Annotated in this window: 27 protein-coding genes; 11 read left to right on the forward strand and 16 right to left on the reverse strand. The window is 72.0% G+C overall.

Translation table 11 applies throughout. From position 1 onward, the window contains the following. Positions 1–72: 72 nt before the first annotated feature. Complete coding sequence (locus ACFWR9_RS15385) at positions 73–969, forward strand: alpha/beta fold hydrolase (protein WP_383841321.1); 897 nt, start codon at positions 73–75, stop codon at positions 967–969. 62 nt (positions 970–1,031) lie between these two features. On the opposite strand, the gene ACFWR9_RS15390 is transcribed toward ACFWR9_RS15385, so the two are convergent. Then, positions 1,032–1,925: an NYN domain-containing protein gene (locus ACFWR9_RS15390; protein WP_383841324.1), complete on the reverse strand. Its 894-nt coding sequence runs from the start codon at positions 1,923–1,925 to the stop codon at positions 1,032–1,034. A 244-nt stretch (positions 1,926–2,169) separates the two neighbouring features. Here ACFWR9_RS15390 and ACFWR9_RS15395 point away from each other — a divergent pair, with 244 nt between their 5' ends. Beyond that, positions 2,170–2,322: a hypothetical protein gene (locus tag ACFWR9_RS15395; RefSeq protein ID WP_383841327.1), complete on the forward strand. Its 153-nt coding sequence runs from the start codon at positions 2,170–2,172 to the stop codon at positions 2,320–2,322. 89 nt (positions 2,323–2,411) lie between these two features. Here ACFWR9_RS15395 and ACFWR9_RS15400 read toward each other — a convergent pair whose 3' ends face one another. The 3 genes from ACFWR9_RS15400 to ACFWR9_RS15410 all read right to left on the reverse strand — a co-directional run bounded on the left by ACFWR9_RS15400 (position 2,412) and on the right by ACFWR9_RS15410 (position 4,715). Then, positions 2,412–3,017: a MarC family protein gene (locus ACFWR9_RS15400; protein ID WP_383841331.1), complete on the reverse strand. Its 606-nt coding sequence runs from the start codon at positions 3,015–3,017 to the stop codon at positions 2,412–2,414. Positions 3,018–3,091: 74 nt separating this feature from the next. After that, positions 3,092–3,949 carry a PHP domain-containing protein gene (locus ACFWR9_RS15405; protein ID WP_383841334.1) on the reverse strand — a complete coding sequence of 286 codons (858 nt, stop codon included), beginning with the start codon at positions 3,947–3,949 and terminating at the stop codon, positions 3,092–3,094. 124 nt (positions 3,950–4,073) lie between these two features. Then, entirely contained in the window at positions 4,074–4,715 is a 642-nt protein-coding gene (locus tag ACFWR9_RS15410; RefSeq protein ID WP_383841337.1) for a DUF6758 family protein, read from the reverse strand. Between the two features lie 184 nt (positions 4,716–4,899). Between ACFWR9_RS15410 and ACFWR9_RS15415 the strand changes: the two genes are divergently transcribed. Further along, complete coding sequence (locus ACFWR9_RS15415) at positions 4,900–6,159, forward strand: MFS transporter (RefSeq protein ID WP_383841340.1); 1,260 nt, start codon at positions 4,900–4,902, stop codon at positions 6,157–6,159. 30 nt (positions 6,160–6,189) lie between these two features. Here the strand turns inward: ACFWR9_RS15415 and ACFWR9_RS15420 are convergent, their stop codons facing one another. Further along, entirely contained in the window at positions 6,190–6,786 is a 597-nt protein-coding gene (locus ACFWR9_RS15420; protein ID WP_383841343.1) for a suppressor of fused domain protein, read from the reverse strand. Between the two features lie 524 nt (positions 6,787–7,310). Here ACFWR9_RS15420 and ACFWR9_RS15425 point away from each other — a divergent pair. Both ACFWR9_RS15425 and ACFWR9_RS15430 read left to right on the forward strand, forming a co-directional pair. Beyond that, on the forward strand, positions 7,311–8,426 hold the full coding sequence (locus ACFWR9_RS15425; RefSeq protein ID WP_383841346.1) for a magnesium and cobalt transport protein CorA: 1,116 nt from the start codon (positions 7,311–7,313) through the stop codon (positions 8,424–8,426). 33 nt (positions 8,427–8,459) lie between these two features. After that, positions 8,460–8,969: a hypothetical protein gene (locus ACFWR9_RS15430; RefSeq protein WP_383841349.1), complete on the forward strand. Its 510-nt coding sequence runs from the start codon at positions 8,460–8,462 to the stop codon at positions 8,967–8,969. A gap of 95 nt (positions 8,970–9,064) precedes the next feature. On the opposite strand, the gene ACFWR9_RS15435 is transcribed toward ACFWR9_RS15430, so the two are convergent. Beyond that, complete coding sequence (locus ACFWR9_RS15435) at positions 9,065–9,805, reverse strand: hypothetical protein (protein ID WP_383841352.1); 741 nt, start codon at positions 9,803–9,805, stop codon at positions 9,065–9,067. 273 nt (positions 9,806–10,078) lie between these two features. Here ACFWR9_RS15435 and ACFWR9_RS15440 point away from each other — a divergent pair, with 273 nt between their 5' ends. Genes ACFWR9_RS15440 through ACFWR9_RS15450 form a run of 3 tightly spaced genes read left to right on the forward strand, consistent with a single transcriptional unit; the run spans position 10,079 to position 13,144 of the window. Further along, a complete protein-coding gene (locus ACFWR9_RS15440) occupies positions 10,079–11,380 on the forward strand; it encodes a magnesium transporter MgtE N-terminal domain-containing protein (RefSeq protein ID WP_383841356.1) in 1,302 nt (433 codons plus the stop codon). Further along, on the forward strand, positions 11,370–11,966 hold the full coding sequence (locus tag ACFWR9_RS15445; protein ID WP_383841359.1) for a DUF1003 domain-containing protein: 597 nt from the start codon (positions 11,370–11,372) through the stop codon (positions 11,964–11,966). The genes ACFWR9_RS15440 and ACFWR9_RS15445 overlap by 11 nt, the downstream gene beginning before the upstream one ends. Positions 11,967–12,010: 44 nt before the next feature. After that, positions 12,011–13,144 (forward strand): Mrp/NBP35 family ATP-binding protein, encoded by a 1,134-nt coding sequence (locus ACFWR9_RS15450; RefSeq protein ID WP_383841362.1) that lies wholly within the window; start codon positions 12,011–12,013, stop codon positions 13,142–13,144. Positions 13,145–13,228: 84 nt separating this feature from the next. Here ACFWR9_RS15450 and ACFWR9_RS15455 read toward each other — a convergent pair whose 3' ends face one another. The 5 genes from ACFWR9_RS15455 to sigE form a co-directional block, all read right to left on the reverse strand. Beyond that, positions 13,229–13,900: a hypothetical protein gene (locus ACFWR9_RS15455; RefSeq protein WP_376361713.1), complete on the reverse strand. Its 672-nt coding sequence runs from the start codon at positions 13,898–13,900 to the stop codon at positions 13,229–13,231. Positions 13,901–14,117: 217 nt separating this feature from the next. Next, the gene (locus tag ACFWR9_RS15460) at positions 14,118–14,591 is read right to left on the reverse strand and encodes a sec-independent translocase (protein WP_383841367.1); all 474 of its coding nucleotides are present in this window, start codon (positions 14,589–14,591) and stop codon (positions 14,118–14,120) included. 121 nt (positions 14,592–14,712) lie between these two features. Then, positions 14,713–16,626, reverse strand: a complete 1,914-nt coding sequence (locus ACFWR9_RS15465; RefSeq protein WP_383841369.1) for a trypsin-like peptidase domain-containing protein — start codon at positions 16,624–16,626, stop codon at positions 14,713–14,715. Positions 16,627–16,719: 93 nt separating this feature from the next. Then, positions 16,720–17,739 carry a zf-HC2 domain-containing protein gene (locus ACFWR9_RS15470; RefSeq protein WP_383841372.1) on the reverse strand — a complete coding sequence of 340 codons (1,020 nt, stop codon included), beginning with the start codon at positions 17,737–17,739 and terminating at the stop codon, positions 16,720–16,722. After that, on the reverse strand, positions 17,736–18,407 hold the full coding sequence (gene sigE / locus ACFWR9_RS15475; protein WP_383841375.1) for an RNA polymerase sigma factor SigE: 672 nt from the start codon (positions 18,405–18,407) through the stop codon (positions 17,736–17,738). The genes ACFWR9_RS15470 and sigE overlap by 4 nt, the downstream gene beginning before the upstream one ends. Positions 18,408–18,695: 288 nt before the next feature. On the opposite strand from sigE, the gene ACFWR9_RS15480 reads away from it, so the two are divergent. Beyond that, positions 18,696–19,394 (forward strand): O-methyltransferase, encoded by a 699-nt coding sequence (locus tag ACFWR9_RS15480; protein ID WP_383841612.1) that lies wholly within the window; start codon positions 18,696–18,698, stop codon positions 19,392–19,394. A gap of 100 nt (positions 19,395–19,494) precedes the next feature. Here the strand turns inward: ACFWR9_RS15480 and ACFWR9_RS15485 are convergent, their stop codons facing one another. Then, positions 19,495–19,662, reverse strand: coding sequence for a DUF3117 domain-containing protein (locus ACFWR9_RS15485; protein ID WP_003966491.1), 168 nt, complete (start codon positions 19,660–19,662; stop codon positions 19,495–19,497). A 349-nt stretch (positions 19,663–20,011) separates the two neighbouring features. Here ACFWR9_RS15485 and ACFWR9_RS15490 point away from each other — a divergent pair, with 349 nt between their 5' ends. Further along, the gene (locus ACFWR9_RS15490; RefSeq protein WP_383841378.1) at positions 20,012–20,815 is read left to right on the forward strand and encodes an enoyl-CoA hydratase/isomerase family protein; all 804 of its coding nucleotides are present in this window, start codon (positions 20,012–20,014) and stop codon (positions 20,813–20,815) included. A 106-nt stretch (positions 20,816–20,921) separates the two neighbouring features. Here the strand turns inward: ACFWR9_RS15490 and ACFWR9_RS15495 are convergent, their stop codons facing one another. Beyond that, positions 20,922–21,509 carry a DNA-3-methyladenine glycosylase I gene (locus ACFWR9_RS15495; RefSeq protein WP_383841381.1) on the reverse strand — a complete coding sequence of 196 codons (588 nt, stop codon included), beginning with the start codon at positions 21,507–21,509 and terminating at the stop codon, positions 20,922–20,924. Next, positions 21,506–21,865: a DivIVA domain-containing protein gene (locus ACFWR9_RS15500; protein ID WP_383841384.1), complete on the reverse strand. Its 360-nt coding sequence runs from the start codon at positions 21,863–21,865 to the stop codon at positions 21,506–21,508. The genes ACFWR9_RS15495 and ACFWR9_RS15500 overlap by 4 nt, the downstream gene beginning before the upstream one ends. Before the next feature lie 142 nt (positions 21,866–22,007). On the opposite strand from ACFWR9_RS15500, the gene folP reads away from it, so the two are divergent. Further along, positions 22,008–22,868, forward strand: a complete 861-nt coding sequence (gene folP, locus ACFWR9_RS15505; RefSeq protein WP_383841615.1) for a dihydropteroate synthase — start codon at positions 22,008–22,010, stop codon at positions 22,866–22,868. A 34-nt stretch (positions 22,869–22,902) separates the two neighbouring features. Here folP and ACFWR9_RS15510 read toward each other — a convergent pair whose 3' ends face one another. Together ACFWR9_RS15510 and dapE are read right to left on the reverse strand one after the other, a co-directional pair. Further along, complete coding sequence (locus tag ACFWR9_RS15510) at positions 22,903–23,661, reverse strand: TIGR00730 family Rossman fold protein (RefSeq protein ID WP_383841387.1); 759 nt, start codon at positions 23,659–23,661, stop codon at positions 22,903–22,905. Positions 23,662–23,778: 117 nt separating this feature from the next. Then, positions 23,779–24,858 carry a succinyl-diaminopimelate desuccinylase gene (dapE, locus tag ACFWR9_RS15515; RefSeq protein WP_383841390.1) on the reverse strand — a complete coding sequence of 360 codons (1,080 nt, stop codon included), beginning with the start codon at positions 24,856–24,858 and terminating at the stop codon, positions 23,779–23,781. Positions 24,859–24,890: the final 32 nt, after the last annotated feature.

Genomic DNA, 24,890 nt, shown 5'->3' on the forward strand with positions numbered 1-24,890 from the left:
GCCCGGTCCCGCCACCCAGGCGGGGCCGGGCCGACGGCGTTCCCGCGCCCCACCGCCCGATAACCTCTGCCCGTGAGCAGGAACGCCGCCTTCAGTCCACCGCCAGGCGCCCGCGCGTACCGGATGTCCACCGCGCGGGGTGAGTTCGCCGTCGTCGACTCGCCCGTGGCCGGCGGGTTGGAGGCGCGGGGGACGGTGCTGATGCTGCCCGGGTTCACCGGGAGCAAGGAGGACTTCACGCTGCTGCACGCACCGCTCGGGGTGCGTGGGTACCGTACGGTCGCCGTCGACGGGCGGGGGCAGTACGAGTCGGACGGGCCCGAGCACGACGAGGCCGGCTACGCGCGGCCCGAGCTGGCCCGGGACGTGCTCGCGCAGGTCGCCGCCCTCGGGACGCGTGTGCACCTCGTCGGGCACTCCCTCGGCGGCCAGATCGCGCGGGCCGCCGTCCTGCTCGATGACGCCCCCTTCGTCTCCCTCACGCTGGTCTCCTCGGGTCCGGCGCGGATCTCCGAGTCCCAGCGGCTGCGCGTGAAGCTGCTGCGGGACGCGCTCGACACCTTGACGATGGCGGAGGTCTGGCAGGTGATGCAGGCCATGGGGCCGCCCGAGGAGGTCGGCGCCCCGGCCCCCGCCCACGGCCCGGAGGACCCGGCCCGGCTGCGCGAGCGCTGGCTGGGCACCAGGCCCGCTCAACTGCGCGCGACAGGGCGCCAGTTGTGCGCCGAGCCGGACCGGGTCGCGGAGCTGGCCGCGCTGGCGCTGCCGTATCACGTGCTGTCCGGCGCGTACGACGACACCTGGCCCGTACCCCTCCTGGACGAGATGGCCGTGCGCCTGGACGCGCACCGGACCGTGGTCGCCGGCGCCGAGCACTCCCCCAACACCGACCAGCCCCTGCCGACCGCCCTCGCGCTCGCCGACTTCTGGGACGGCCTCTCCGCGCGGCCGGAACCGGAAGGGCCCTGATCCTGCCCTGGTCCGGCCCTAATCCGGCCCTGGTCCGGCCCTAATCCGGCCCTGATCCGGCCCTAGTACTGCGCCCGCAGGTGCTCCCAGAAGCCGTCCCGCAGGGCCCGCCTCAGGTCGGCCTGGCCGCGCAGCGAGTACTGGAGCAGACCCTCGGCCTCCACCAGCAGGTCCTGGTCGACCGAGCCGGGGAGGTAGGGGTGGCCGGGGAGGAGATCCAGCAGGGCGTCGCGGCCCCGGGCGGCCAGCCACTTCGCCGCGATCTGCGCGCCCACGAAGCGGACGTCCTCGCGGGTCGGCCGGGTGCCCGCCGCGTCGAAGGCCTGGGCCGCGCGCCGGGAGACGTACGGCTTGAAGAACTCCAGGTCGAAGGTGCGCTGGCTGTCGACCTCCCAGAGCAGCGGGTCGGCCTGGTTGCGGCCCTCGGGAGCCTCGATGCCCCACAGGTGGACGCGGGCGCCGTACCCCTGAGCGGCCTCGACCGCGGAGACCAGGTCCTCGTCACCGCCGAGCAGGGCCGCGTCGCTGATGGCGCGGTACCGGGCGAGGGACTCCAGGTCGGAGCGGATGAGTGAGTCGACGCCCTTCTGCTGGTTGTTGGCGTTGAGGTTGCCCAGGCGCACCTTGACGTCCGGCAGCTCGGCGATGGACTGCTGCTCGGCGGTGTGGATGCGGCGGCGGGCGCCGTCGTACCAGTAGACGCGGAGCAGGCGGCTGTCCGCGAAGATCGTGCGCGCCTTGTCGATGAGCGCCTCGATCAGCCCCTCGGCGTCCAGGTCGAAGGCCCGGCGGTCCTCGGTCCCGGTCACCAGCCGCCCCGCCGCCGCGTACAGATACCCGGCGTCGACGAAGATCGCGTGGGTCGAGGGTGTCTTCGCCACCTCGGCGAGCATGCGCAGCAGCAGCTCGTTGGTGCGGTCGATACGGGCGTTCAGGGACGCGAGGTCGGCGTTCATCGCCTCCATTGTCCCGGCGGTCACGCTACGAACACAACCGGCCCCGGTCAGTCTTGTATCGGACACCTATCGCACGGCAACAAGACGCTTACCTGTCAGTAATTAGTTGTTCGAAAAATTTCCTTAGCGTAGGGAATGTTTGTACCGAGCACCCCGTTGACTCCTACGGAAGCCCGGGCACCGACGACCCAGGAGCCACACCAGTAGTTCTCCTCAGGAGGATGACCAGATCAAGGGAGAGGCCATGCGCTTTGAAGTCATGCGACTCGACGACGTCGACGGGACCCCCGTCGACACGACTGTCGTGGACGCCGCCTCCGTAAACCGGATCGTCCAGCACGCCGCCGCCATCGGACAGCGCCTGTGGATCCGCCCCGCCGAACCCTCGGCCTTGTAGCGCGGACCCCTTCACACACCCGCGGGGCCCCCGTACGGAACGCCGGTACGGGGGCCCCGCGCGTGTCGGGTGCGTGTCCGGGACCGCGCTCAGGCGCCCTGGATCACCTGTGTGACACCGTTGATGATCTGCTGGACCGCGATCGCGGAGAGCATCATGCCGGCGAGCCGGGTCACCAGGACCACACCGCCGTCCTTGATGACGCGGATGATCAGCAGCGAGTACCGCATCACCAGCCACAGCACCACGTGGATCGCGAGGATCGCCGCCCACACCGAGACCTGGCCGGTCACGCCGTCCGCCTTCTGCACGGCGAGGATGACCGACACGATCGCCCCGGGCCCGGCGAGCAGCGGCATGCCCAGCGGCACGAGCGCCACGTTGACGTCCTTGGTCTGCTTCGGCTCGTCCGTCTTGCCGGTGAGCAGGTCGAGCGCGATCAGCAGGAGCAGCAGCCCGCCCGCGATCATCAGGGCGGGCACGGACACGTGCAGGTAGTCCAGGATCTGGTGTCCGAGCAGACCGAACACGGTGATCACGCCACCGGCGACGCAGACCGCCTGGAAGGCCATCCGCCGCTGCACCTTGGCGGGGCGCCCGGAGGTCAGCGCGAGGAAGATCGGGGTGATCCCGGGGGGATCCATGATGACGAAAAGGGTCAGGAAGAGGGAGCCGAACACGGCGAAGTCGAACATGGGTGAGCTACTGGCCTTGCGGGAGAGGACGGGAGAGGACGGGAGAGGGACAGCGGTCGCGCGGGAGGTGAGGCTCAGGCCCCGCCGGCCCCCGGCACGGGGAACGCCCCGAACGCCCGTCGCGTGATCTCCCCGTACACCTCGGGGTCGGTCGTGTACTGGCCGAGCACGCAGGTCTTCCGGCTGCCGTGGTAGTCGCTGGAGCCGGTCGTCAGGAGCCCCAGCTCCTTCGCGATCCCGCGCAGCCGTGCCCGGGTGTCCGCGTCGTGGTCCATGTGGTCGACCTCGATGCCGTCGAGCCCGGCGGCGGTCAGGTCGGCGATCGCGGTCTCCGGCACCGTGCGGCCCCGCTTGACGGCGGCCGGGTGGGCGAAGACGGCGACCCCGCCCGCGCCCTTGATCAGCCGGAGCGCCTCGAAGGGGTCGGTCTCGTGCTTCTCCACGAAGGCCCGGCCGCCGTCGGCCAGCCAGTCCGCGGTGAAGGCGTCGCTCACCGCCGGCACGACGCCGAGTTCCACCAGCGCGGTGGCCACGTGCGGCCGCCCGACCGAGCCGTCGCCGGCGATCCGGGCGACCTGCTCCCAGGTGACGGGCACGCCCAGGTCGTTGAGTTTCGCGACCATGCCACGGGCCCGCGGCACGCGGTCGTCGCGGACCAGCTCGCGCTCGGCGAGCAGGGCGGGCTCCTCGGGGTCGAAGAGGTAGGCCAGCATGTGCATGCTGACGCCGTCGAGACGGCAGGAGAGCTCGGCCCCGGTGACCAGGGTCAGGCCCTCGGGCAGCGCGGCGAGGGCCTCGGCATGCCCGCGGGTGGTGTCGTGGTCGGTCAGCGCGACGACGTCGAGACCGGCCGTGGCGGCCTTGCGCACCAGCTGGACCGGGGTGTCCGTGCCGTCGGACGCGGTGGAGTGGGTGTGCAGATCGATGCGCACGACGCTGACTCCAAACGGTGACGGGACGGAAGGGACGCTCAAGGATAACCGGTACCGCACCCCGCCCTGTCACACCCGCAGGGGCCCCGCGCCCCCTACGCACACTCTCCCGCGCCCGGGGCGCCTACGGCTGGATCAGGCGCGGCGACAACGCCCCGCACGGCACCAGGTCGATCTCGGCGCCCGCGTCCCGCAGGTCGGTCAGCACCAGTTCCTCGTACATCAGCAGCCCCGACCGCTCGGGCCACACGACGGCCCACAGCCACATGCCGAGGGCCTCCCCGGCGAAGACCGCACGGTCGACGGGTCCGCCCGAGACGTGCCAGAGGGGGGTCGGGCGGCCGACGGCCAGGACCTTGGCCTGGGGCGGCTTCTCCACGTTCATGTACGGCCCCGGGTCCGGGGCGTCGAGGCCGGCGTAGCGCGCGCCCAGACCGACGCCGAGTTCCTCGGCGATCAGGATCAGCTCACCGATGCCGCCGAGCGGGCCCGGTCCGGAACAGGCCACCGCGGTCGCGCGGCCACCACTGCGGTCGTCGCCCGCGCAGGCCACCCCGGTGAACAGCCAGCCGACCGGCAGCGGCCAGGGCATCCAGACCGGCACCTGGGTGCGGTGCACCACGACACCGAGCGCCTCGACGCTGGGCGGGAGCACGGGCTGGAGCGGATGCACGGTGCCGTGCAGATCGCACTGCCAGGAATCGGCGAAGAGACCGGGAGCCCTGACCCGGCCACCACACTTCGGGCAACTGGGTTCGCCCCTCATACAGCCCCACGGTCCTACCCTCACTCCCCCACGTCAAGGACGATCACCCATCCGGAGGGAAGCGCGCGCCTCGGGCCTGCGTCTCGGGCCCGCCCCTCAAGCACTAGGTGTACGTTGCATTATTTAGCAGAGCTAACTTAGTATGTGTAAACACCAACCATCTCGTCGGCATTGGAGCACTGGCATGGACCCCTTCGACGCGGGTGCGGGCGGCATCCTGCGACAGCCCAAGGCGGTGTGGGCGACCGCCGGCGCGTCCGTCGTGGCCTTCATGGGCATCGGGCTCGTCGACCCGATCCTGCCGTCCATCGCGAAGGGCCTGGACGCGAGCGCCGGACAGGTCTCCCTGCTGTTCACCTCGTACTTCCTCATCACCGCGCTCGCGATGCTGGTCACCGGCTTCGTCTCCAGCCGCATCGGCGGACGCAAGACCCTGCTGCTCGGCCTGGCCTTCGTCGTGGTCTTCGCGGGCCTGGCGGGCACGTCCGACACGGTCGGCCAGCTCGTCGGCTACCGGGCCGGCTGGGGCCTGGGCAACGCGCTGTTCGTCTCGACCGCCCTCGCCGTCATCGTCGGCGCCGCGGCCGGGGGCAGCGCGGCGGCGATCCTGCTCTACGAGTCCGCCCTCGGCCTCGGCATGGCGTGCGGCCCGCTGCTGGGCGCGCTGCTCGGCGACGCCAGCTGGCGCTACCCGTTCTTCGGCACGGCCTTCCTGATGGCGATCGGCTTCCTGTGCATCACGGTGTTCCTGAAGGAGCAGCCGAAGCCGGCCCGCAAGACGTCACTGCTCGACCCGATCAGGGCGCTGGGCCACGGCGGCCTCGCGTCCGCCGCGGTCTCGGCCTTCTTCTACAACTACACGTTCTTCACGGTGCTGGCCTTCACCCCGTTCGTGCTGAACATGACCCCGTACAAATCCGGCGCGGTGTTCTTCGCCTGGGGTGTGCTGCTCGCCGTCTTCTCGGTCCTCGTGGCGCCGCGCATGCAGAAGCGGTTCGGCTCGCTGAAGGTGCTCGGCGGCTCGCTGGTGCTGCTCGCGGCCGACGTCCTGGTCCTCGGCTACGGCAACCACACCACCGCGATCGTCTGCACGATCCTGTCCGGCGCGTTCATCGGCGTGAACAACACCGTCTACACCGAGCTGGCCCTCGGGGTGTCGGACGCGCCGCGGCCGGTGGCGAGCGCCGGGTACAACTTCGTGCGCTGGTTCGCGGCGGCGGCAGCGCCCTACTTCGCGCCGAAGATCGAGGAGTGGACCGACATCCACATCCCGTTCGTGGTGGCGGCCGTCACCGCCGTGCTGGGCGCGGTCGTGGTCCTCGTACGGCGCCGGGCGCTCACCCTCCCCCACTCTCGGCTTCGCTCGAGCGGGGGGACCCCCATGGCGGAGGAGCTGGAGACCGGGCACGCCACCGAGGACAGCGTCACCGTCTTCGCCAACTGAGGAACGGGGAGGCGGACTTGGTGAGTTCCGTCACTCCAGTGGGACGGACCTGCGGGACGGATCGCGCAGGTCCGTGCCGTGCGTCAGCCAGCGCTCCTGGAGGGCCTGCGCGCCGTGCACGCGCTTCCAGGCGGCCTCGTTCGGCGTCATCGGCAGCAGCGGCAGGAACCGTACGGGGTCCAGCGGGGCGTCCAGCTCCAGGTCCTCGACCAGGCCGCCCGGCTCGGCGACCAGGACCGAGGTGAACGGCGCCCCGGGCCACAGCGCCTCCCCCACGTCCAGCGAGGCGCCCGGCGCCACGATCACGCCCTCGACCTGCGGGGAAGCCGCCAGCACGGCGAGCGGCCGCAGCACCTTGCCGGTGTCGGCCGGACCGGCCCGGACGGAGAGCACCAGCTCGGCGCGGGGCCCCTCGACCGGGTCGGCGAGCGTGGCCGTGGGCTCCGCCATGGGCTGCGCCGACATGCCGAGGGTGGCGTAGCGGACGATGTCGCCCTCCTGGTCCCCGGCGGGGAAGCGCAGCACCTCGATGCGGTCGGTGCCGAGGAAGGTGACCGCCGCGCGTGCGTCCGGTTCGCCCAGCGCGCTGCGCAACCGGGCCTCCACCAGAGGAAGAACATCAGCCATGCGGCGAGCATAGAACTCGTCGTGAACCGGCGAAGCGGCGCCTTGACACCTCGGGTGACTGGTACTCTGGGCCAGCGGTTCGGGGCAGCGCTCAGCACATCGCGATCAAGTACCCGACGCTATCAAGACTCCCCTACGGGGAACCCCTCCAAACAAGGGGTGTGGATCGTCCCTCACGAGGGACCGGCCGGAGGAGGTGGGCGGCATGGACCGAAGTCGACCGTGCAGTACCACCCGCTCTTCCGGCCACTGACGCAGCTGTTCCGGTTCCTGCCGCTGCCGCTTTCCGTCCGCGCGCCCTTCACGCGGAAGAGCACTTCGTCTCGTAGTGCCTGATCCGATCCGTCGACGCCCCTCGCGTCGATCCGTGTCAGCAGCTGAATCAGCAGCGAAGCCGGCCACCGCGACGGTGCGGTGCCCCCCGCTTTGTGGACGCGCCGAGCACGCGTAGCCAGGACGTCCCCATTCCGGGCGGTTCCACCCGTCTCCGGCCCCGTTCGCTGCCCGTCGCGAAGGAGCCTGCCATGTCGATGATCCGTGACCTGCGCGCCGCGGTCCGCCCGTCCCGCGTCTCTCTGCGCAAGGACAACGGCGCCTACGACACCACCCGCGACCCGGGGACCCCCTCCGCCGTCGTCGACTGCGCCGTCTACCGCGACGGTGCCCGCGTCGAGACGGACGCGCCGCTGACCTCGCACACGGCGATGCGCCAGGTGCGCCGCGACGGCGGCTTCGTGTGGATCGGCCTGCACGAGCCCACCGAGGACGAGTTCGCCGGTATCGCCCGGGAGTTCGGGCTGCACCCGCTGGCCGTGGAGGACGCCGTCCAGGCCCACCAGCGGCCCAAGCTGGAGCGCTACGACGACTCCCTGTTCACGGTCTTCAAGACCATCCACTACGTCGACCACGCCGAGCTGACCGCCAGCAGCGAGGTCGTCGAGACCGGCGAGGTCATGTGCTTCACCGGGCGGGACTTCTTCATCACCGTCCGGCACGGCGGGCAGGGCTCGCTGCGCGCGCTGCGGCACCGGCTCCAGGAGGACCCCGAGCTGCTGCTCAAGGGCCCCTCGGCGGTGCTGCACGCCATCGCCGACCACGTCGTGGACGGCTACATCGCGGTCGCCGACGCGGTGCAGGACGACATCGACGAGGTCGAGACGGAGGTGTTCTCACCGGGCCGCAAGGGCAGCCCGCGCGGCACGGACGCCGGCCGGATCTACCAACTCAAGCGCGAGGTACTGGAGTTCAAGCGGGCGGTGGCGCCGCTGCTGCGCCCCATGCTGCTGCTGAGCGAGCGGCCGATGCGGCTGATCGACCCGGAGATCCAGAAGTACTTCCGGGACGTCGCCGACCACGTGGCCCGGGTGCACGAACAGGTCGTCGGCTTCGACGAGCTGCTGAACTCGATCCTCCAGGCCAACCTCGCCCAGGCGTCCGTCGCGCAGAACGAGGACATGCGCAAGATCACCTCGTGGGCGGCGATCATCGCCGTACCGACAATGGTGTGCGGTGTGTACGGGATGAACTTCGACTACATGCCGGAGACGCACTGGAAGTTCGGCTATCCGCTGGTCCTGTCCGTCACCGTCGTCATCTGCCTGGGCATTCACCGCACGCTCAAGCGCAACGGCTGGCTCTGACCGGGGCGGACGGGCGCTGGATAGGCTGACCGCATGACAAGCGAGCTGCTCGACCAGGCCCTCGTCGAGGAGGCCACGAAGAAGTCCGGCCTCATCTGGGCCAAGGGCCCCGGGGTGCCCGCCCGGGCGCTGTGGCACGTCTGGCACGAGGGCGCGGCCTGCGTCGTCGGCGACGGGCCCGGCGAGCAGCCGCTGCCGGGGCTGACGGACGGGGCCGCGGCCGAGGTGACGGTGCGCAGCAAGGACAAGGGCGGCCGGCTGGTCACCTGGGCGGCCCGGGTCGTGGAGCTGCCGTCCGGTTCCGAGGCGTGGCAGGCCGCGGTCGCCGACCTCAAGGGCAAGCGCCTGAACGCCCCCGACGGCGAGGCGATGACCGGCCGCTGGGCCCGCGAGTGCCGGGTGCTCCGGCTGGAACCGACCGGGACCACGGCCCCACTGCCCGACGGGGCGCTGGCCGAGACACCGCTGCCGACCCCGGCGACGACACGGAATCCGGCACCGGCGGGCCTCCCGCGCCTGCTGCTGAAGCGGCGCCGCCGCTAGGGGTTGTCGTTTGGATCAGGGCCGACTCCAGGCAACGGCACTCTCCCCGCGCCCCCGGGAAGATCCAAGCGCCACCCCCTGGGGCCGGTCCGGGCTCAGGACGACGGCAGCTGTTTGCCGTAGTCCAGGGTGTCGCCCTTCGGTGGCTCCTTGAGCGCGAAGTCCTTGTTCCAGTCCGAGAAACTCAGCGTGCCCGCGCTGCCCGCCCGCACCAGCCGCAGCGGGTACGGCGCGCCCTCCAGAGAGACGTCGAGCGAGCCGCCGGCGCCGTCGTCGCCGGTGATCCGGATGGTGCGCACGCCCGCCTGCTCGTGCCGGCCGTCCGTCTTGACCTCGCCGTGCAGCGTCAGCAGACCTCCGAGGAGGACGTCCTTGTCCGTGAAGCCGCTGAACTTCTTGTACACGGGGTCACCCTGCGGCACCTTCACGTACTTGCCGGCCAGCTTCTCGGCGGCCTTGGCGTCACCGCCGTCGTGGCTCCAGAACCCGGCGTCGGCCTTGAGGAAGAGCTGCTCCCCGACCCGCAGCAGCCCGAACGTCGTCCCCTCGGCGGCGACCGAGCCGGTGCCTCCATCGCCCTTCAGCCGCATGTCGAGGCGGTACGTGCTCCCGCCGGCGGCCACGGTGCCGTGCAGGCGTACCGTCTCGGCGGACTGGGCGACCGAGCGGGACTTGGTCTGGATCTTGTCCGCCGGAAGCTTCCCGACGCCGTTGGTCCCCGCGTCCGGGTCCTCGCCGCCGCATCCCGTCAGCCCCGCGCCCGTCACCGCGGCCAGGACGCACGCCGCGCCCTTGAGAGCGGCCCTGCGGACACGGCGCCGGGGAGTCACAGACACAGGTGGAACTGCCTTTCTGACAGGGGCTGACACGACGCGGACGGACGCCGGTGGCGGGCTGACCGCCCGGGCGGCGTACCGCAGCGTACCGGGGCCCCGGAGGGCGAACGGAGCCAGTCCGTCCGGACCGGCCGCCAGGGCGCGGCCGATCGGGACGGGCTAGCCTGAAGCCCGTCCGAGCGGGCAATTCGGAAAAGAGACCCCGTACGAATCAGCCGTCACGCACTCCGAGCCACGCACTCTGAGGCACGCTTACGAAAAGGAGCCGCGGCCATGGCAGCGGGCGCCCCCCGGATCTTCGTCTCCCATCTCTCCGGCATCGCCGTGTTCGACCCGGCCGGCGACCAGGTGGGGCGGGTGCGCGACCTGGTCGTCATGCTCCGGGTCGGCCGCAAGCCCCCGCGGGTGCTCGGGCTGGTCGTCGAACTCACCACCCGCCGCCGCATCTTCCTGCCCATGACCCGGATCACCGGCATCGAGTCCGGCCAGGTCATCACCACCGGAGTGGTCAACGTCCGGCGCTTCGAGCAGCGGCCCACCGAGCGCCTCGTCTTCGGCGAGCTGCTCGACCGGCGGGTCACGCTCACCGAGACGGGCGAGGAGGTCACCGTCCTTGACCTGTCGGTGCAGCAGCTGCCGGCCCGCCGGGACTGGGAGATCGACAAGGTCTTCGTGCGCAAGGGCAGGAAGGGCGGCGCCTTCCGGCGGGCCAAGGGCGAGACCCTCACCGTCGAGTGGTCCGGCGTCACCGGCTTCTCCGTGGAGGAGCACGGGCAGGGCGCCGAGAACCTCCTCGCCACCTTCGAGCAGCTGCGCCCCGCCGACCTCGCCAACGTCCTGCACCACCTGTCCGCCAAGCGCCGCGCGGAGGTCGCCGCCGCCCTCGACGACGACCGCCTGGCCGACGTACTGGAGGAGCTGCCGGAGGACGACCAGATCGAGATCCTCGGCAAGCTCAAGGAGGAGCGCGCCGCGGACGTGCTGGAGGCCATGGACCCCGACGACGCGGCCGACCTGCTCGGCGAGCTGCCCGAGGAGGACAAGGAACGGCTGCTGAGCCTGATGCAGCCGGACGACGCGGCCGACATGCGGCGCCTGATGGCGTACGAGGAGCACACGGCCGGCGGTCTGATGACGACCGAGCCGATCGTGCTGCGGCCCGACGCGACCGTCGCGGACGCCCTGGCCCACATCCGCAACCCCGACCTGTCCCCCGCGCACGCCGCCCAGGTCTACGTCTGCCGGCCGCCCGAGGAGACCCCGACCGGCAAGTACCTCGGCACGGTCCACTTCCAGCGCCTGCTGCGCGACCCGCCGTACACGCTGGTCGGCTCGATCATCGACGACGACCTGCAACCCCTGGATCCGGACGCCGCGCTGCCGGTGGTCGCCGGGTTCTTCGCCGCGTACGACATGGTCGCGGCGCCGGTCGTGGACGACTCCGGGTCGTTGCTGGGCGCGGTCACCGTGGACGACGTACTGGATCACATGCTGCCCGAGGACTGGCGGGAGACCGAGTACCACCTCGACGAGCCGGCCGGGGCGGCGAAGGAGGGGAGCGCCGATGGTGCCTGAGCGTGAGACGGCGACCCGGGAGCGGGCCGCGTCGGGAGCCACGGCCTCCCGTTCCCGGACCCGCCTGGACCAGCCCCGCGCGCCGCGCCGCCGGATCGTGCCGGAGTGGGACCCGGAGGCCTTCGGACGGCTGTCGGAGCGGATCGCCCGGTTCATCGGCACCGGGCGGTTCCTCGTCTGGATGACGGTCGTCATCATCGTGTGGGTGCTGTGGAACGTGTCCGCGCCGAGCGATCTGCGGTTCGACCAGTATCCGTTCATCTTCCTGACGCTGGCGCTGTCCCTCCAGGCCTCCTACGCGGCCCCGCTGATCCTGCTCGCGCAGAACCGGCAGGCCGACCGGGACCGGGTCAACCTGGAGCAGGACCGAAAGCAGAACGAGCGATCGATCGCCGACACCGAGTACCTGACCCGGGAGATCGCCGCCCTGCGCATCGGGCTGGGCGAGGTCGCCACCAGGGACTGGATCCGCTCCGAGCTGCAGGACGTGCTCAGGGACCTGGAGGAGCGGCAGAACGGCCACCACCCCGACCGCGGGGTATTCCCGGCGGATCGCCCGCCGAGGCGTGACGTACACGACCGCTGACGGGGCTTACCCTGCCCCGTGTGCGGCGCCGTACCATCGTCACTATGGCTACGGAAGACGCGGTGCGCGAAGCACTGGCGACGGTGAACGACCCCGAGATCAACCGGCCCATCACCGAGCTGGGGATGGTCAAGTCGGTGGAGATCGGTGCGGACGGAGCGGTCGCGGTCGCCGTGTACCTGACCGTCTCCGGCTGCCCCATGCGGGACACCATCACACAGCGCGTGACCGACGCGGTCGCGCAGGTCGAGGGCGTCACGCGGGTCGACGTCGAGCTGGACGTGATGAGCGACGAGCAGCGCAAGGAGCTGGCGAGCGCCCTGCGCGGCGGCCAGACCGAGCGCGAGGTCCCCTTCGCCAAGCCCGGCAGCCTCACCCGGGTCTACGCGGTCGCGTCCGGCAAGGGCGGCGTCGGCAAGTCGTCGGTGACGGTGAACCTGGCGGCGGCGATGGCGGCGGACGGCCTCAAGGTCGGGGTCGTCGACGCCGACATCTACGGCCACTCCGTGCCGCGCATGCTGGGCGCCGACGGACGCCCCACCCAGGTCGAGAACATGATCATGCCGCCGTCGGCGAACGGCGTGAAGGTCATCTCCATCGGCATGTTCACGCCGGGCAACGCGCCGGTCGTCTGGCGCGGCCCGATGCTGCACCGCGCGCTCCAGCAGTTCCTGGCGGACGTGTACTGGGGCGACCTGGACGTCCTGCTGCTCGACCTGCCGCCCGGCACCGGTGACATCGCGATCTCCGTGGCCCAGCTCGTGCCGAACGCCGAGATCCTGGTCGTGACGACCCCTCAGCAGGCCGCCGCCGAGGTGGCGGAGCGCGCCGGGGCCATCGCCGTGCAGACCCACCAGAAGATCGTCGGCGTGGTCGAGAACATGTCCGGCCTGCCCTGCCCGCACTGCGGCGAGATGGTCGACGTGTTCGGCACGGGCGGCGGCCAGTCGGTCGCCGACGGCCTCACCCGCACGACCGGTGCGTCCGTGCCGGTGCTCGGGTCCATCCCGATCGACGTCCGGCTGCGCGAGGGCGGCGACGAGGGCAGGCCCGTGGTGCTGTCCGACCCGGACTCCCCGGCCGGCGCGGCCCTGCGCTCGATCGCGGGCAAGCTCGGCGGCCGCCAGCGCGGCCTCTCGGGCCTGTCCCTGGGGATCACGCCGAAGAACAAGTTCTGACCCTCCCCGCGGGCGCGCGGGAGGAGTGGGGGGCGCTGTCCGTCGGGATGGCGCCCCTCGTCGTACGTACCGCTGCCGGGCCCCCTAGGCGTAGGCGGCGATGTCCTTGACCACGGAGAAGGCCAGGCCGTACGCGCTCATGCCCCGGCCGTAGGCGCCGAGGTGCACGCCCTGCTCGGTGGATCCGGCGAGCACCCAGCCGAACTCGGACTCCCGGTAGTGGAAGGGCGTCGGAACGCCGTCCACGGGGAGTGACAGGGTCGTCCAGTCCTCGCCGTCGAGGTCGTCCGCGAGGACCCAGGCCGTCTCCGTCTGCTGCTCCAGCCAGTCGTCGCGCAGCGAGTGGTCCATCTGGCCGGGCCAGGTGAAGGACAGCAGGCCCACGCCGGCCAGCCAGGCCGCCGAGGAGACCGAGGTGGCCTCCAGCAGGCCCGTGCCGTCGGCGCTGCGCCGGTCCGGGTTGGCCGCCACGGTCACGACGACCGCGAACTTCTCCTTGGCGTCCTGCTCGTCGCCCGCGACGTGCTCGTTGCGGACCGACGGTTCGTCGCCGTGCCCGATCGAGCCGTGCTCCACGCTGCCGTCGGCCGCCGTACCGATCTGCATCAGCCGGCGCCGTCCCGTGAACGCCTCGTCGAGGCCGTACCACGGGAAGGGCGCACTCAGGTAGCCGTCGACCGTCTGCCGGCCGGACGGGGACTGTGGTCCACCCTCCGCGGCCGGCGTCTGCGCGACCGCCTGACTCGTCGTCTCCATGTGCCCGGACGCCTCCTCGCGCTCGTCGGGCCGGTACGGCCCGCCCCCCTTCGGGCGCACTCGTCCGGTCCGCACAACAACTCGGGAAGCATAGCCACACCACTGGCGGCAGCCGGGAAACCGCCCGGCGCGTGGGTCGCCCGGAGGTCGCCTTCGGGCCCGGTACGCCCCGTCCGGAGTATGAGACGCGTCACCTGCGGTGCGGCGGCGGGTGGGCTCAGGTGGCGTCGGCGTCGAAGGGCGGGCGGTCCTCGGCGGCGGGCTGCTCGGGCTTCTCGGGCTTCTCGGGCTTCTTCGACATGTCGATACGGCCGCCGCCCGAACCGGACGAGGACGCGGACCCGGACCCGGACGACGAGGACTCCGCGTCGCGGCTGTGCACCGCGTCGGTGACCTCGGCCATCTCCTTCTTCAGGTCGAAGCCGTTGCGGAGTTCCTTGAGCCCCAGCTCGTCGTTCTCCATCTGCTTGCGGATGAACGTCTTGGGGTTGAGGTCCTCGAACTCGAAGTCCTTGAACTCGGGTCCCAGCTCCTGGCGGATGTCCTGCTTGGCGCTGTCCGAGAACTCCCGGATCTTCCGGATGGTGCGGGTCACGTCCTGGATGACCTTGGGGAGCTTGTCCGGACCGAAGACGAGCACGGCGAGAACAACGAGCGCGACCAGCTCGAGTGGTCCTATGTCATTGAACACCTGAAGCTCCTTGGGATGTCCGGGCCGCCACCACGGTACCCGCCGACCCCGCCCGACCGGTACCGTCCCGTGAGTCCCGAGTGCGTGTATGCGAGCGCTTTCCGAATTGTTTGCCTTCCGCTCAGTCGCCGTCGGAGGAGCCGAGGACCAGGGAGACCTTCGTCTCCTTGCCGCCGCGTTCCAGGGTGAGTTCGAGGCGGTCGCCGGGGCGGTGGGCGCGGGTCTTGACGATCAGTTCCTCGCCCGAGTGGACGCGTTGTCCGTCGACCGCGGTGATCACGTCGCCCGGCTTGATGCCGGCCTTGGCGCCGGGGCCGCCCTTGGTGACCGCGGATCCGTCGGGGCCGACCCGGGCGCCGTCACCCGTGTAGTTCATGTCGAGGGTGATGCCGATGACCGGGTGGCTGGCCTTGCCGGTGTTGATCAGTTCCTCGGCGACGCGCTTGCCCTGGTTGATGGGGATGGCGAAGCCGAGTCCTATGGAACCGGACTGGCCGCCGTCCGACTCGGCGCTGCCGCTGCCGGCGGAGCGGATGGCGGAGTTGATGCCGATGGCCCGGCCCTGGGCGTCCAGGAGGGGACCGCCGGAGTTGCCCGGGTTGATGGGCGCGTCGGTCTGGAGGGCGTCGACGTACGACACGTCGCTGGCGTCGCCCTCCTCGCCGCCGGCGGTGATGGGTCGCTCCTTGGCGCTGATGATGCCGGAGGTGACCGTGCCCGCCAGGTCGAAGGGGGCGCCGATGGCCACGACGGAGTCGCCGACCCGTACGTTGTCGGAGTTGCCGAGGGGCATGGGGGTGAGGCCGCTGACGCCCTTCACCTTCACCACGGCGAGGTCGTATCCGCTGTCGCGGCCGACGACCGTGGCCTCGGCCGTGTCGCCACTGTTGAAGGTCACCGTTATCTCGCCGCCGTCTCCGGCGGGGTCCACGACGTGGTTGTTGGTGAGGATGTGGCCGCGGTCGTCGAGGACGAAGCCGGTGCCGGTGCCCGCGGCATCGCTGCCGCTGACGTGCAGGGTCACCACGCTGGGCAGGGCGCGGGCGGCGAGGGCCGCGACGCTGCCGGGCGCCCGGTCGGCGGACTCGGCACCGGCCTGCGGCAGCTCCACGGTGCCCACGCCGCCGTTGCGCTCCAGGTAGACGCCGATGGCGCCGCCCGCCGTGCCGGAGATCAGCGCGATGAGCAGCGCTCCGCCGATCAGCGCCTTCCTGATCCCCCGACGTCGTTCGTCCGGCGTCCCCGGGGGCCTGCCGCTGTGCTGGAGGGGCGCGGCGGCGGCCGACGCGGCCCAGGGGTCGTAGCGACCCCAGGGGTCGAGAGGGGGCTCGGCCCCCTGGACCGCCGTCGGCTCGGGGGCGTGGCCGCCGGCGCCGACGGGCTCGGCTGCCGCGGCGGCCGTCGCAACGGGGACACCGGGGGACGCCGCGTCACGCATCCCCGCGGGCTGCCGGGCCGGAGGGACGGGGCGCGGAACCGGAGGCGGCGCGTCCGCCAACGCCGGGTCGGGGGTCGCGCCGGGTGGGGTCGCTGGGATGGCGGGCGCGGGCGGCACCCCCGTGCCGTGGGGCAGGGGCGGCGCCGGGTGTCCGGTCGGCGGGGGCGGGGGCGGGGCGTCCGAGAGCGCCGGGGCGGGTGGGGGTGTGGGGGACGCCTGCGAAGGTGGCGTCGCCGTGCCGTGGGCCGGGGTTGTCGCCGGGTGCTGGACGGGTGGGGCGGGCGCCCAGGGGCCCGGTTCGCCGTACGGCGGGGTGCTGTACGGGTCGGGTTCGTGCAGGGGTTTGGGGCGCTCGGCGGACGGGGCGGGCGGCGTGGCCAGGGGGACGTCGCCGCCGGGCGCCGGGCGGTCCAGCTCGTAGTCGCCCTCGTCGGCCGCGCGGGTCGCCGTCGGGCGTTCGAGCTCGAAGTCGCCGCCGTCGGTGCGCTCGGCACCCGTACCGCGAGGCCGTTCGAGCTCGAAGTCGCCGTCGGTCGCGTCCTCGGACGAGCGGGGACGAGTCCACCACTTCGCCTTCGTGGGCTTCGCCTCGTTCATGTTCTCCCCGCAGCCGGCCGCAGATCGTCGGCTCCAAGGGCTCTGGCGCCACCCCGGATTCAATCAGGTTCCGGGCCCGGCGCGCAGAGCCCGTCAGCGGACCGGGCGATGCGAGGGCGCCGAGGACGCCGTCGGGATCGGAGACACGGCCGGGTCGGGGGCGGGGGCGGCGAACAGGCCGGGTGGCCGGAGCTCGGGCGCCGTCGACCAGGAGGAGAGCGAGAGCGGCGGCACCGCTTCGAGCGGACGTATCAACGGGGACATGGCGGCGGCGCCGGCCGTCACCGGGGCGGTCAGCGCGTGCACGGCCTGCCGGCGCGCGTCGGCCCCGGCGGGCGCGGGCAGCCCCGGCACCAGCGGCGCGGAGGCGCTGGTGGGCGCGACTGGGATGTCACCGAGCGACCGCTGCCCCTGGGCCTGCCCGAGCAGCGGACCGGCCGTGCGGCGGCGCTGGCTCTCGGACGTGGTGGCCGCTCCCGCGCCCTGGGTCCGGGTCGGCGTCACATTGCTGCCGTTCCCCGAGCCGCGGGCGTCGGTGGTGGTGTCCGGCGTGCCGAAGGTGACGCCGCCCAGGGCGATGGCGGCCAGCGAGACCGCGCCGGCGGCGGCGAAGGCGAACCGCAGTCCGCGCGAGGCCGACCGCTCGGACTCCTGACGGCCCACGTCGTGGATCCGGAAGCCCCGCCCCGGTGCGGAGGGCGGCAGGACGGAGGCGTGCGGCCGCAGCGGTGCGTAGTCGAACTCGAACCGCTCGCCCCGCTTCGGGCCGAGGACGCCGGAGCCGCCGAGCCGTCCGGACAGCCCTGTCAGGTCGTCGGCGAACCCGCCGCCGAACGGCGGCAGGCCGCCACCGTCCCCGTCACCCCCTGCGGGCAGCCCCTGGAGGCGAGCCAGGAAGCTCTCGGAGGGGGCCGGCGGGGCGGCTTCCGCGAAGACGTTCTTCAACCGGCGCTGCGCGTCGACCTCCGTCTTGCATTTCGGGCAGGTCGCCACATGCGCCAGCACGCGCTCACGCGCGTCATGACCGAGCTCTCCGTCCACCAGGGCGGAGAGTCGGTCTCCCAGATGCTGCTCTGCGAGGTGTCCCTCGGATTCAGGCCGTGACCCACTCACGCGCTCGTGCCCCCTCCTCCCAGTGCGGGAACGCCGGCCACGAAGGAACGACGCTCGGCGCGCGCCTGGGGTGAACGGTGGGCGAGCGCCTTGCGGAGCTGGGAGCGACCGCGGTGGATGCGGGAGCGGACCGTACCGAGCTTGACGCCGAGGGTCGCGGCGATCTCCTCGTACGACAGCCCCTCGATGTCGCACAGCACGACGGCGGCACGGAACTCGGGCGCGAGGGTGTCCAGCGCCTGCTGGACGTCCGCGTCGAAGTGGGCGTCGTGGAAGATCTGCTGCGGGGTGGGCTCCTTGCTGGGCAGCCGCTCGGCCGCGTCGTCACCGAGCGCGTCGAAGCGGATGCGCTGCTTGCGGCGCACCATGTCCAGGAAGAGGTTGGTCGTGATGCGGTGCAGCCAGCCCTCGAAGGTACCCGGCGTGTACGTCGACAGGGACCTGAAGACGCGGACGAAGACCTCCTGGGTGAGGTCCTCGGCGTCGTGCTGGTTGCCGGTGAGGCGGTAGGCGAGGCGGTAGACCCGGCCGCTGTGGGTGCTGACGATCTCCTCCCAGGTGGGCGGAGTCCACGCCTGCCCGTCCGCGTCGCTGGTGAAGGTCGCGGTCTGGGCATGTCCCGTGGCGGGACCGTCGGCGTGGCTGTGGTCAGCAGCGGTGTCGTTCACAGATTTCGGCCTGCCTGCCGATCCGAAGAAGCGCCGCAGCACTCCGCCCCGATCCGCGGGTGCGGCCGCACCTCCCCTGTCGGCTCTGGTGGTGTCCAGTGGAGCCCCTACCATAGCCACCTCGCCCGTTAGCTCCGGATAAGCGGTTTTACGAGAATTTGATCTGTGCCGGCACGGCTCGTACGGCTGCGTCAGCAGTTGCTCGGCGCCCTGGTCCATTCGCCGCCCCCGTCCCAGCTCCGGCCGCTCGTTCGTCTCTTTGCTCTCCCCCTTTAAACGACCGGTCCCATCTGCGGGTTCCCGACGCCAACGGATACAGTCACGCCGAGGCAACAACGGGGACAGGAGAGGGTCATTACCGGCAACCGGCAGACGAGCTGGGCGTTCTCCGACGCCTATGTCGCCGAGGACGACGCGCTGCTCTGGGCACGTGACCGGGCCCGCGAGGCGGGTCTGCGCTCGGTGACCCCGGGCACGGGTTCGGCCCTGGGGCTGCTCGCCGCTGCCGTGGACGCGAAGGCGGTCGCGGAGATCGGCACCGGCTGCGGTGTCTCCGGGATCCATCTGCTGCACGGAATGCGACCGGACGGCGTACTGACCACGGTCGACCCGGAGCCGGAGCACCAGCAGTTCGCCCGCCAGGCCTTCCGCGCGGCGGGCTTCGCCAGCAACCGGGCCCGGTTCATCCCCGGGCGCGCCCTGGACGTGCTGCCCCGGCTCGCGGACGCCGGCTACGACCTCGTCTTCTGCGACGGCGACCGCCTGGAGTACCTGGACTACCTCGCTGAATCGTTGCGCCTGCTGCGCCCGGGGGGCCTGGTCGCGTTCGAGGGTGTCTTCGGCGCCGGCCGGACGACCGACTCCGGACCGCAGCCCACCGAGGTGCTGCGGCTGCGGGAGGTCCTGCGCGCGGTGCGCGAGAGCCAGGACCTGGTGCCGTCACTGCTGCCGGTCGGCGACGGGCTGCTGTGCGCCGTGAAGCGCTGAGAGCACCTGAGGCAACACCCGAGACAGCACCTGAGACAAACAATCGCCCCGGCACCACGTGCGGTACCGGGGCGACTGAACGGGTATGGTCGCTCGCGCGTCAGCCGACGACCTTCTTGAGGGCGTCGCCGAGCGCGTCGGCCTCATCGGGGGTCAGCTCGACGACGAGCCGCCCGCCGCCTTCGAGCGGAACGCGCATGACGATGCCCCGCCCCTCCTTGGTCACCTCGAGCGGGCCATCGCCCGTTCGCGGCTTCATGGCCGCCATGCTCGTTCCCCTTCCTGATACCAGCTCACCGTCACCGCCGACGGCCCGTGAGGGCACGCGCAGTCCGGCCCGGACGCGCGACACCGGCATCGAACACATTGCTTCCCAGCCATTATCCCGCATCCCAGGACCCGATGACCAACATCGGTCGGCATCGCTTGGGCAACGCGCGCGAGCAAAACCACTCAATTCGGGGATGTGACTGCGATACTGCGCGCCCTCACCCACTTCCACCGAATGGATACGGACCGGAACTCTTTGACGCAGGTCACATCGCCGCAGCCCCGCGTTGGCGGCGATCTCCGTCATGCTGTTGCCCGACACACACACCGACGCGGAGGGGAATTCCATGGCCGACACCGTGCTCTACGAGGTGAGCGACGGGCTCGCGACGATCACGCTGAACCGCCCCGAGGCGATGAACGCGCTGAACATCGAGACCAAGGTCGCGCTCCGGGACGCGGTGCGCTCCGCGGCGGCGGACGGCGGGGTACGGGCGGTGCTGCTGACGGCGGCCGGTGACCGGTCGTTCTGCGTCGGCCAGGACCTCAAGGAGCACATCGGGCTGCTGGCCGCCGACCGGGAGGCGGGCTCGGGCGAAACCATGAGCACGGTGCGCGAGCACTACAACCCGATCGTGCGGGCGCTCGCGGGAGCCGAGAAGCCGGTGGTCGCCGCCGTGAACGGCGTGGCGGCCGGGGCGGGCCTCGGCTTCGCGCTGGCGGCGGACTACCGGATCGTCGCGGACACCGCCGCCTTCAACACGTCCTTCGCCGGGGTCGCGCTCACCGCGGACTCGGGCATCTCCTGGACGCTGCCGCGTGTCGTCGGCCCCGGGCGCGCCGCCGACCTGCTGCTCTTCCCGCGCAGCATCGGCGCCCAGGAGGCGTACGAGCTGGGCATCGCCACCCGGGTCGTGCCCGCCGCCGAGCTGCGCGCCGAGGCCGAACGGACGGCGCGGGCGCTGGCCGAGGGGCCGACGGTGGCGTACGCGGCGCTGAAGGAGGCGATGGCGTACGGGCTGACGCACTCGCTCTCCGAGACGCTGGAGAAGGAGGACGAGCTGCAGTCGCGGGCGGGGTCCTCCGAGGATCATGGGATCGCGGTGCGGGCCTTCGTCGAGAAGCGGAAGCCCAAGTATTTGGGGCGGTGAGCTCGGGCCGGTGAGCTCGGGACTCCAGCGCCGTCGGGGGGTGCGGGCGCGCTGTGGTTGATCGCGCCCACGCGGCGGAGCCGCATATCGATACAGCCCCGCGCCCCTAAAGGGCGCTTCTTGCCACGCATGTCGACAGGTGGTCGTCTACCAAGCCGCATGCCTGCATCAAGGCGTACGCCGTTGTCGGGCCGATGAAGCGCAGGCCCCGTTTCTTCAGTGCCTTGGACAGTGCCGTGGACTCGGGGGTGACGGCGGGGACGTCGGCGACGGTCTTCGGGGCCGGGCGGCCCGTCGGGTCGGGGGCGTGGGACCAGATCAGCTCGTCCAGCTCGCCCGGCGCCCACTCGGCGAGCACGCGCGCGTTGGCGAGGGTCGCGTCGATCTTGGCGCGGTTGCGGATGATGCCCGCGTCGGCGAGCAGCCGCTCGCGGTCCTCGTCAGTGAAGGCCGCCACCTCGGCGATCCCGAAGCCGGCGAAGGCGGCGCGGAAGCCGGTGCGGCGGCGCAGGATGGTGATCCAGGACAGGCCGGACTGGAAGGCCTCCAGGCTGAGGCGCTCGTACAGGGCGTCGTCCCCGTGGACCGTCCTGCCCCACTCCTCGTCGTGGTACGTCACGTAGTCCGCGGTGGACAGGGCCCAGGGGCAGCGCAGCGCGCCGTCCGGGCCGGCGACGGCCTCGCCGGTGCTCACTGCTGCTCCTCCGGGGCCGGCTTGTCCATCACGACGTGCTGGTGGGCGACGGCGGCCCGGGCACCGGCCAGGGCGGACTCCAGGTCGGCGATGCGGGCGTCGCGCTCGGCCAGCTCGGCGCCGAGGCGGCCGAGGGCGTCGTCGACGTCGGCCATGCGGTAGCCGCGGACGACGAGCGGGAAGCGGAGCCGTTCCACGTCCGGGCGGCCCACCGGGCGGTCGGGGGGCAGGGAGTCCCGGAGCCGTTCGGGGTCGGCGTCGGGCAGCGGCCCGCTGTCGCCGCCGCTCACCACGGCGAGCGTCACCCCGGCCACCACGACGACCAGCGCGATGACGAGGAACAAGAACATGACCATCGCTGGGGCCCCCACGGTCGGATCGGTTGGGTCGGATCTGTTGGGTCGGGTCGGTTGTGTCGGGTCCGATCGTGCCATGCGAGTCTGACAGTCAGCGGCAGTGGGACGAGAGAACGGTATGGACGAGGAGATGTCACAGGGGATGCTCAGGCTGGGCAGGCGTGAATTCGCGGCGCACGAGCCGGTGATCATGGCGATCGTGAACCGGACCCCGGACTCCTTCTACGACCAGGGGGCCACCTTCCTCGACGAGCCCGCCCTCGCGCGCGTGGAGCGGGCGGTGGCCGAGGGGGCCGCGATCATCGACATCGGCGGTGTGAAGGCCGGGCCCGGCGACGAGGTGTCGGCCAAGGAGGAGGCGCGGCGGACGGTGGGGTTCGTCGCGGAGGTGCGGCGGCGGTTCCCGGACGTCGTGATCAGCGTGGACACCTGGCGGCACGAGGTCGGCGAGGCCGTGTGCGAGGTGGGGGCTGACCTGCTGAACGACGCGTGGGGCGGGGTCGATCCGAAGCTGGCGGAGGTCGCCGCGCGGTACGGGGTGGGGCTGGTGTGCACGCACGCGGGGGGCGCGGAGCCGCGTACGCGGCCGCACCGGGTGACGTACGACGACGTCGTGGCCGACATCCTGCGGGTGACGCTGGGGCTGGCCGAGCGGGCGGTGGCGCTGGGGGTGCCGCGGGAGTCGGTGCTGATCGATCCCGGGCACGACTTCGGGAAGAACACCCGGCACAGTCTTGAGGCGACGCGGCGGCTCGGGGAGATGGTGGACACGGGGTGGCCGGTGCTGGTGTCCCTGTCGAACAAGGACTTCGTCGGGGAGACGCTGGACCGGCCGGTGAAGGAGCGGGTGCTCGGGACGCTGGCGACCACGGCCGTGTCGGCGTGGCTGGGGGCGCGGGTGTACCGCGTGCACGAGGTGGAGGAGACCCGGCAGGTCCTGGACATGGTGGCGACGATCGCGGGACACCGCGCGCCGGCGGTGGCGCGGCGGGGGTTGGCGTAAGGGCGGGGAACCGAGCCCCCGCCCTACCGAAGGCCTAGCGGCCCGCCTCCTTGGAGACCAGGGCGACCGCCTCGTCCACGTCGTCCGTGACGTGGAAGAGGAGGAGGTCCTTCTCGGCGGCCTTGCCCTGGGCCACCAGGGTGCCCCGGAGCCAGTCGACCAGGCCGCCCCAGTAGTCGGTGCCGAAGAGGACGATGGGGAAGCGGGTCACCTTCTGGGTCTGGACCAGGGTGAGGGCCTCGAAGAGTTCGTCGAGGGTGCCGAGGCCGCCGGGCAGGACCACGAAGCCCTGCGCGTACTTCACGAACATCATCTTGCGGACGAAGAAGTAGCGGAAGTTCAGGCCGATGTCGACGTAGGGGTTGAGCCCCTGCTCGAAGGGCAGCTCGATGCCGAGGCCGACCGAGGTGCCATCCGCCTCCAGGGCGCCCTTGTTGGCCGCCTCCATGGCGCCGGGCCCACCGCCGGTGATGACCGCGAAGCCCGCCTCGACCAGGCCGCGGCCCAGTCGGACACCGGCGTCGTACTCCGGCGAGTCGACCGGCGTGCGGGCGGAGCCGAAGACGCTGATCGCGGGGGGCAGTTCGGCGAGCGTGCCGAAGCCCTCGATGAACTCCGACTGGATGCGCAGGACCCGCCAGGGGTCGGTGTGCACCCAGTCCGTCGGAGCGCGCTCGTCCAGCAGACGCTGGTCCGTGGTGCTCTTCTGGACCTGACCCCGCCGCCGGAGGACAGGGCCCAGGCGCTGCTCCTCCGGTGGCCGCTTCTTGCCCTCGGGGTTGCCGGTAGCCATGCGCGCTCCCTCCAGTTGCAGGTTCTTCCACCTCAGCGTAGATCTACGCGGGTTACGTACGAGGGACCTGAGCATGTCCGCCACGCGCCGGGGTAAACCAATTCCGGCGCGCGTGGATCAAGCCGTCAGCCAGGACCGCAGGCGCTCCTCGCCCGCGAGGATCTTCGCCACCTCGACCCGTTCGTCCCGCTTGTGCGCCAGGTGCGGGTTGCCCGGGCCGTAGTTCACGGCCGGTACGCCGAGCGCCGAGAAGCGGGACACGTCGGTCCAGCCGTACTTGGGCTGCGGGGTGCCGCCCACCGCCTCGATGAAGGCCGCCGCGGCCGGGTGGGACAGGCCGGGCAGGGCCGCGCCGCTGTGGTCGTCGACCACGAACTCGGCCACCCCGCAGTCCGCGAAGACCTCGCGCACGTGGGCGAGGGCGTCCTCGGGGCTGCGGTCGGGGGCGTAGCGGAAGTTGACCGTGACCACGCACTCGTCGGGGATGACGTTGCCCGCGACCCCGCCCGTGACGCCGACCGCGTTCAGGCCCTCGCGGTACTCCAGGCCGTCGATCACGGGGTAGCGGGGCTCGTACGCGGCCAGGCGGGCGAGGATCGGGGCGGCCGCGTGGATCGCGTTGGAGCCCATCCAGCTCCGTGCCGAGTGCGCCCGCTCCCCCGTCGTCCTGAGCAGCACCCGCAGGGTGCCCTGGCAGCCGCCCTCCACCTGGCCGTCCGACGGTTCGAGGAGCACCGCGAAGTCGCCCTCCAGCCACTCGGGATGCGCCTCGGCGACGTGCTTCAGGCCGTTCAGGTCGGCGGCGACCTCCTCGTTGTCGTAGAAGACGAAGGTCAGATCGCGGTTGGGGGCCGGGACGGTGGCCGCGATGCGCAGCTGCACCGCGACGCCCGCCTTCATGTCGCAGGTGCCGCAGCCCCACAGGACGCCGTCCTCGTCGAGCCGGGAGGGCACGTTGTCCGCGATGGGGACGGTGTCGATGTGACCGGCCAGGATCACGCGCTCCGCACGGCCGAGGTCCGTCCGCGCGACGACGTTGTTGCCGTACCGCTCGACCGTCAGGTGCGGCAGGGCGCGCAGGGCGCTCTCGACCGCGTCCGCCAGCGGCTTCTCGGTGCCGCTCTCGGAGCGGAAGTCGACGAGCCGCGCGGTAAGCTCCGCGGCGTCCAGGGCGAGGTCAAGCGGGGTGTCGGCCATGGTTCCGACCCTAACGCCCCTGCCCTTTCGGG

The sequence above is a fragment of the Streptomyces sp. NPDC058534 genome, assembly GCF_042717365.1.
Taxonomy (GTDB): Bacteria; Actinomycetota; Actinomycetes; order Streptomycetales; family Streptomycetaceae; genus Streptomyces.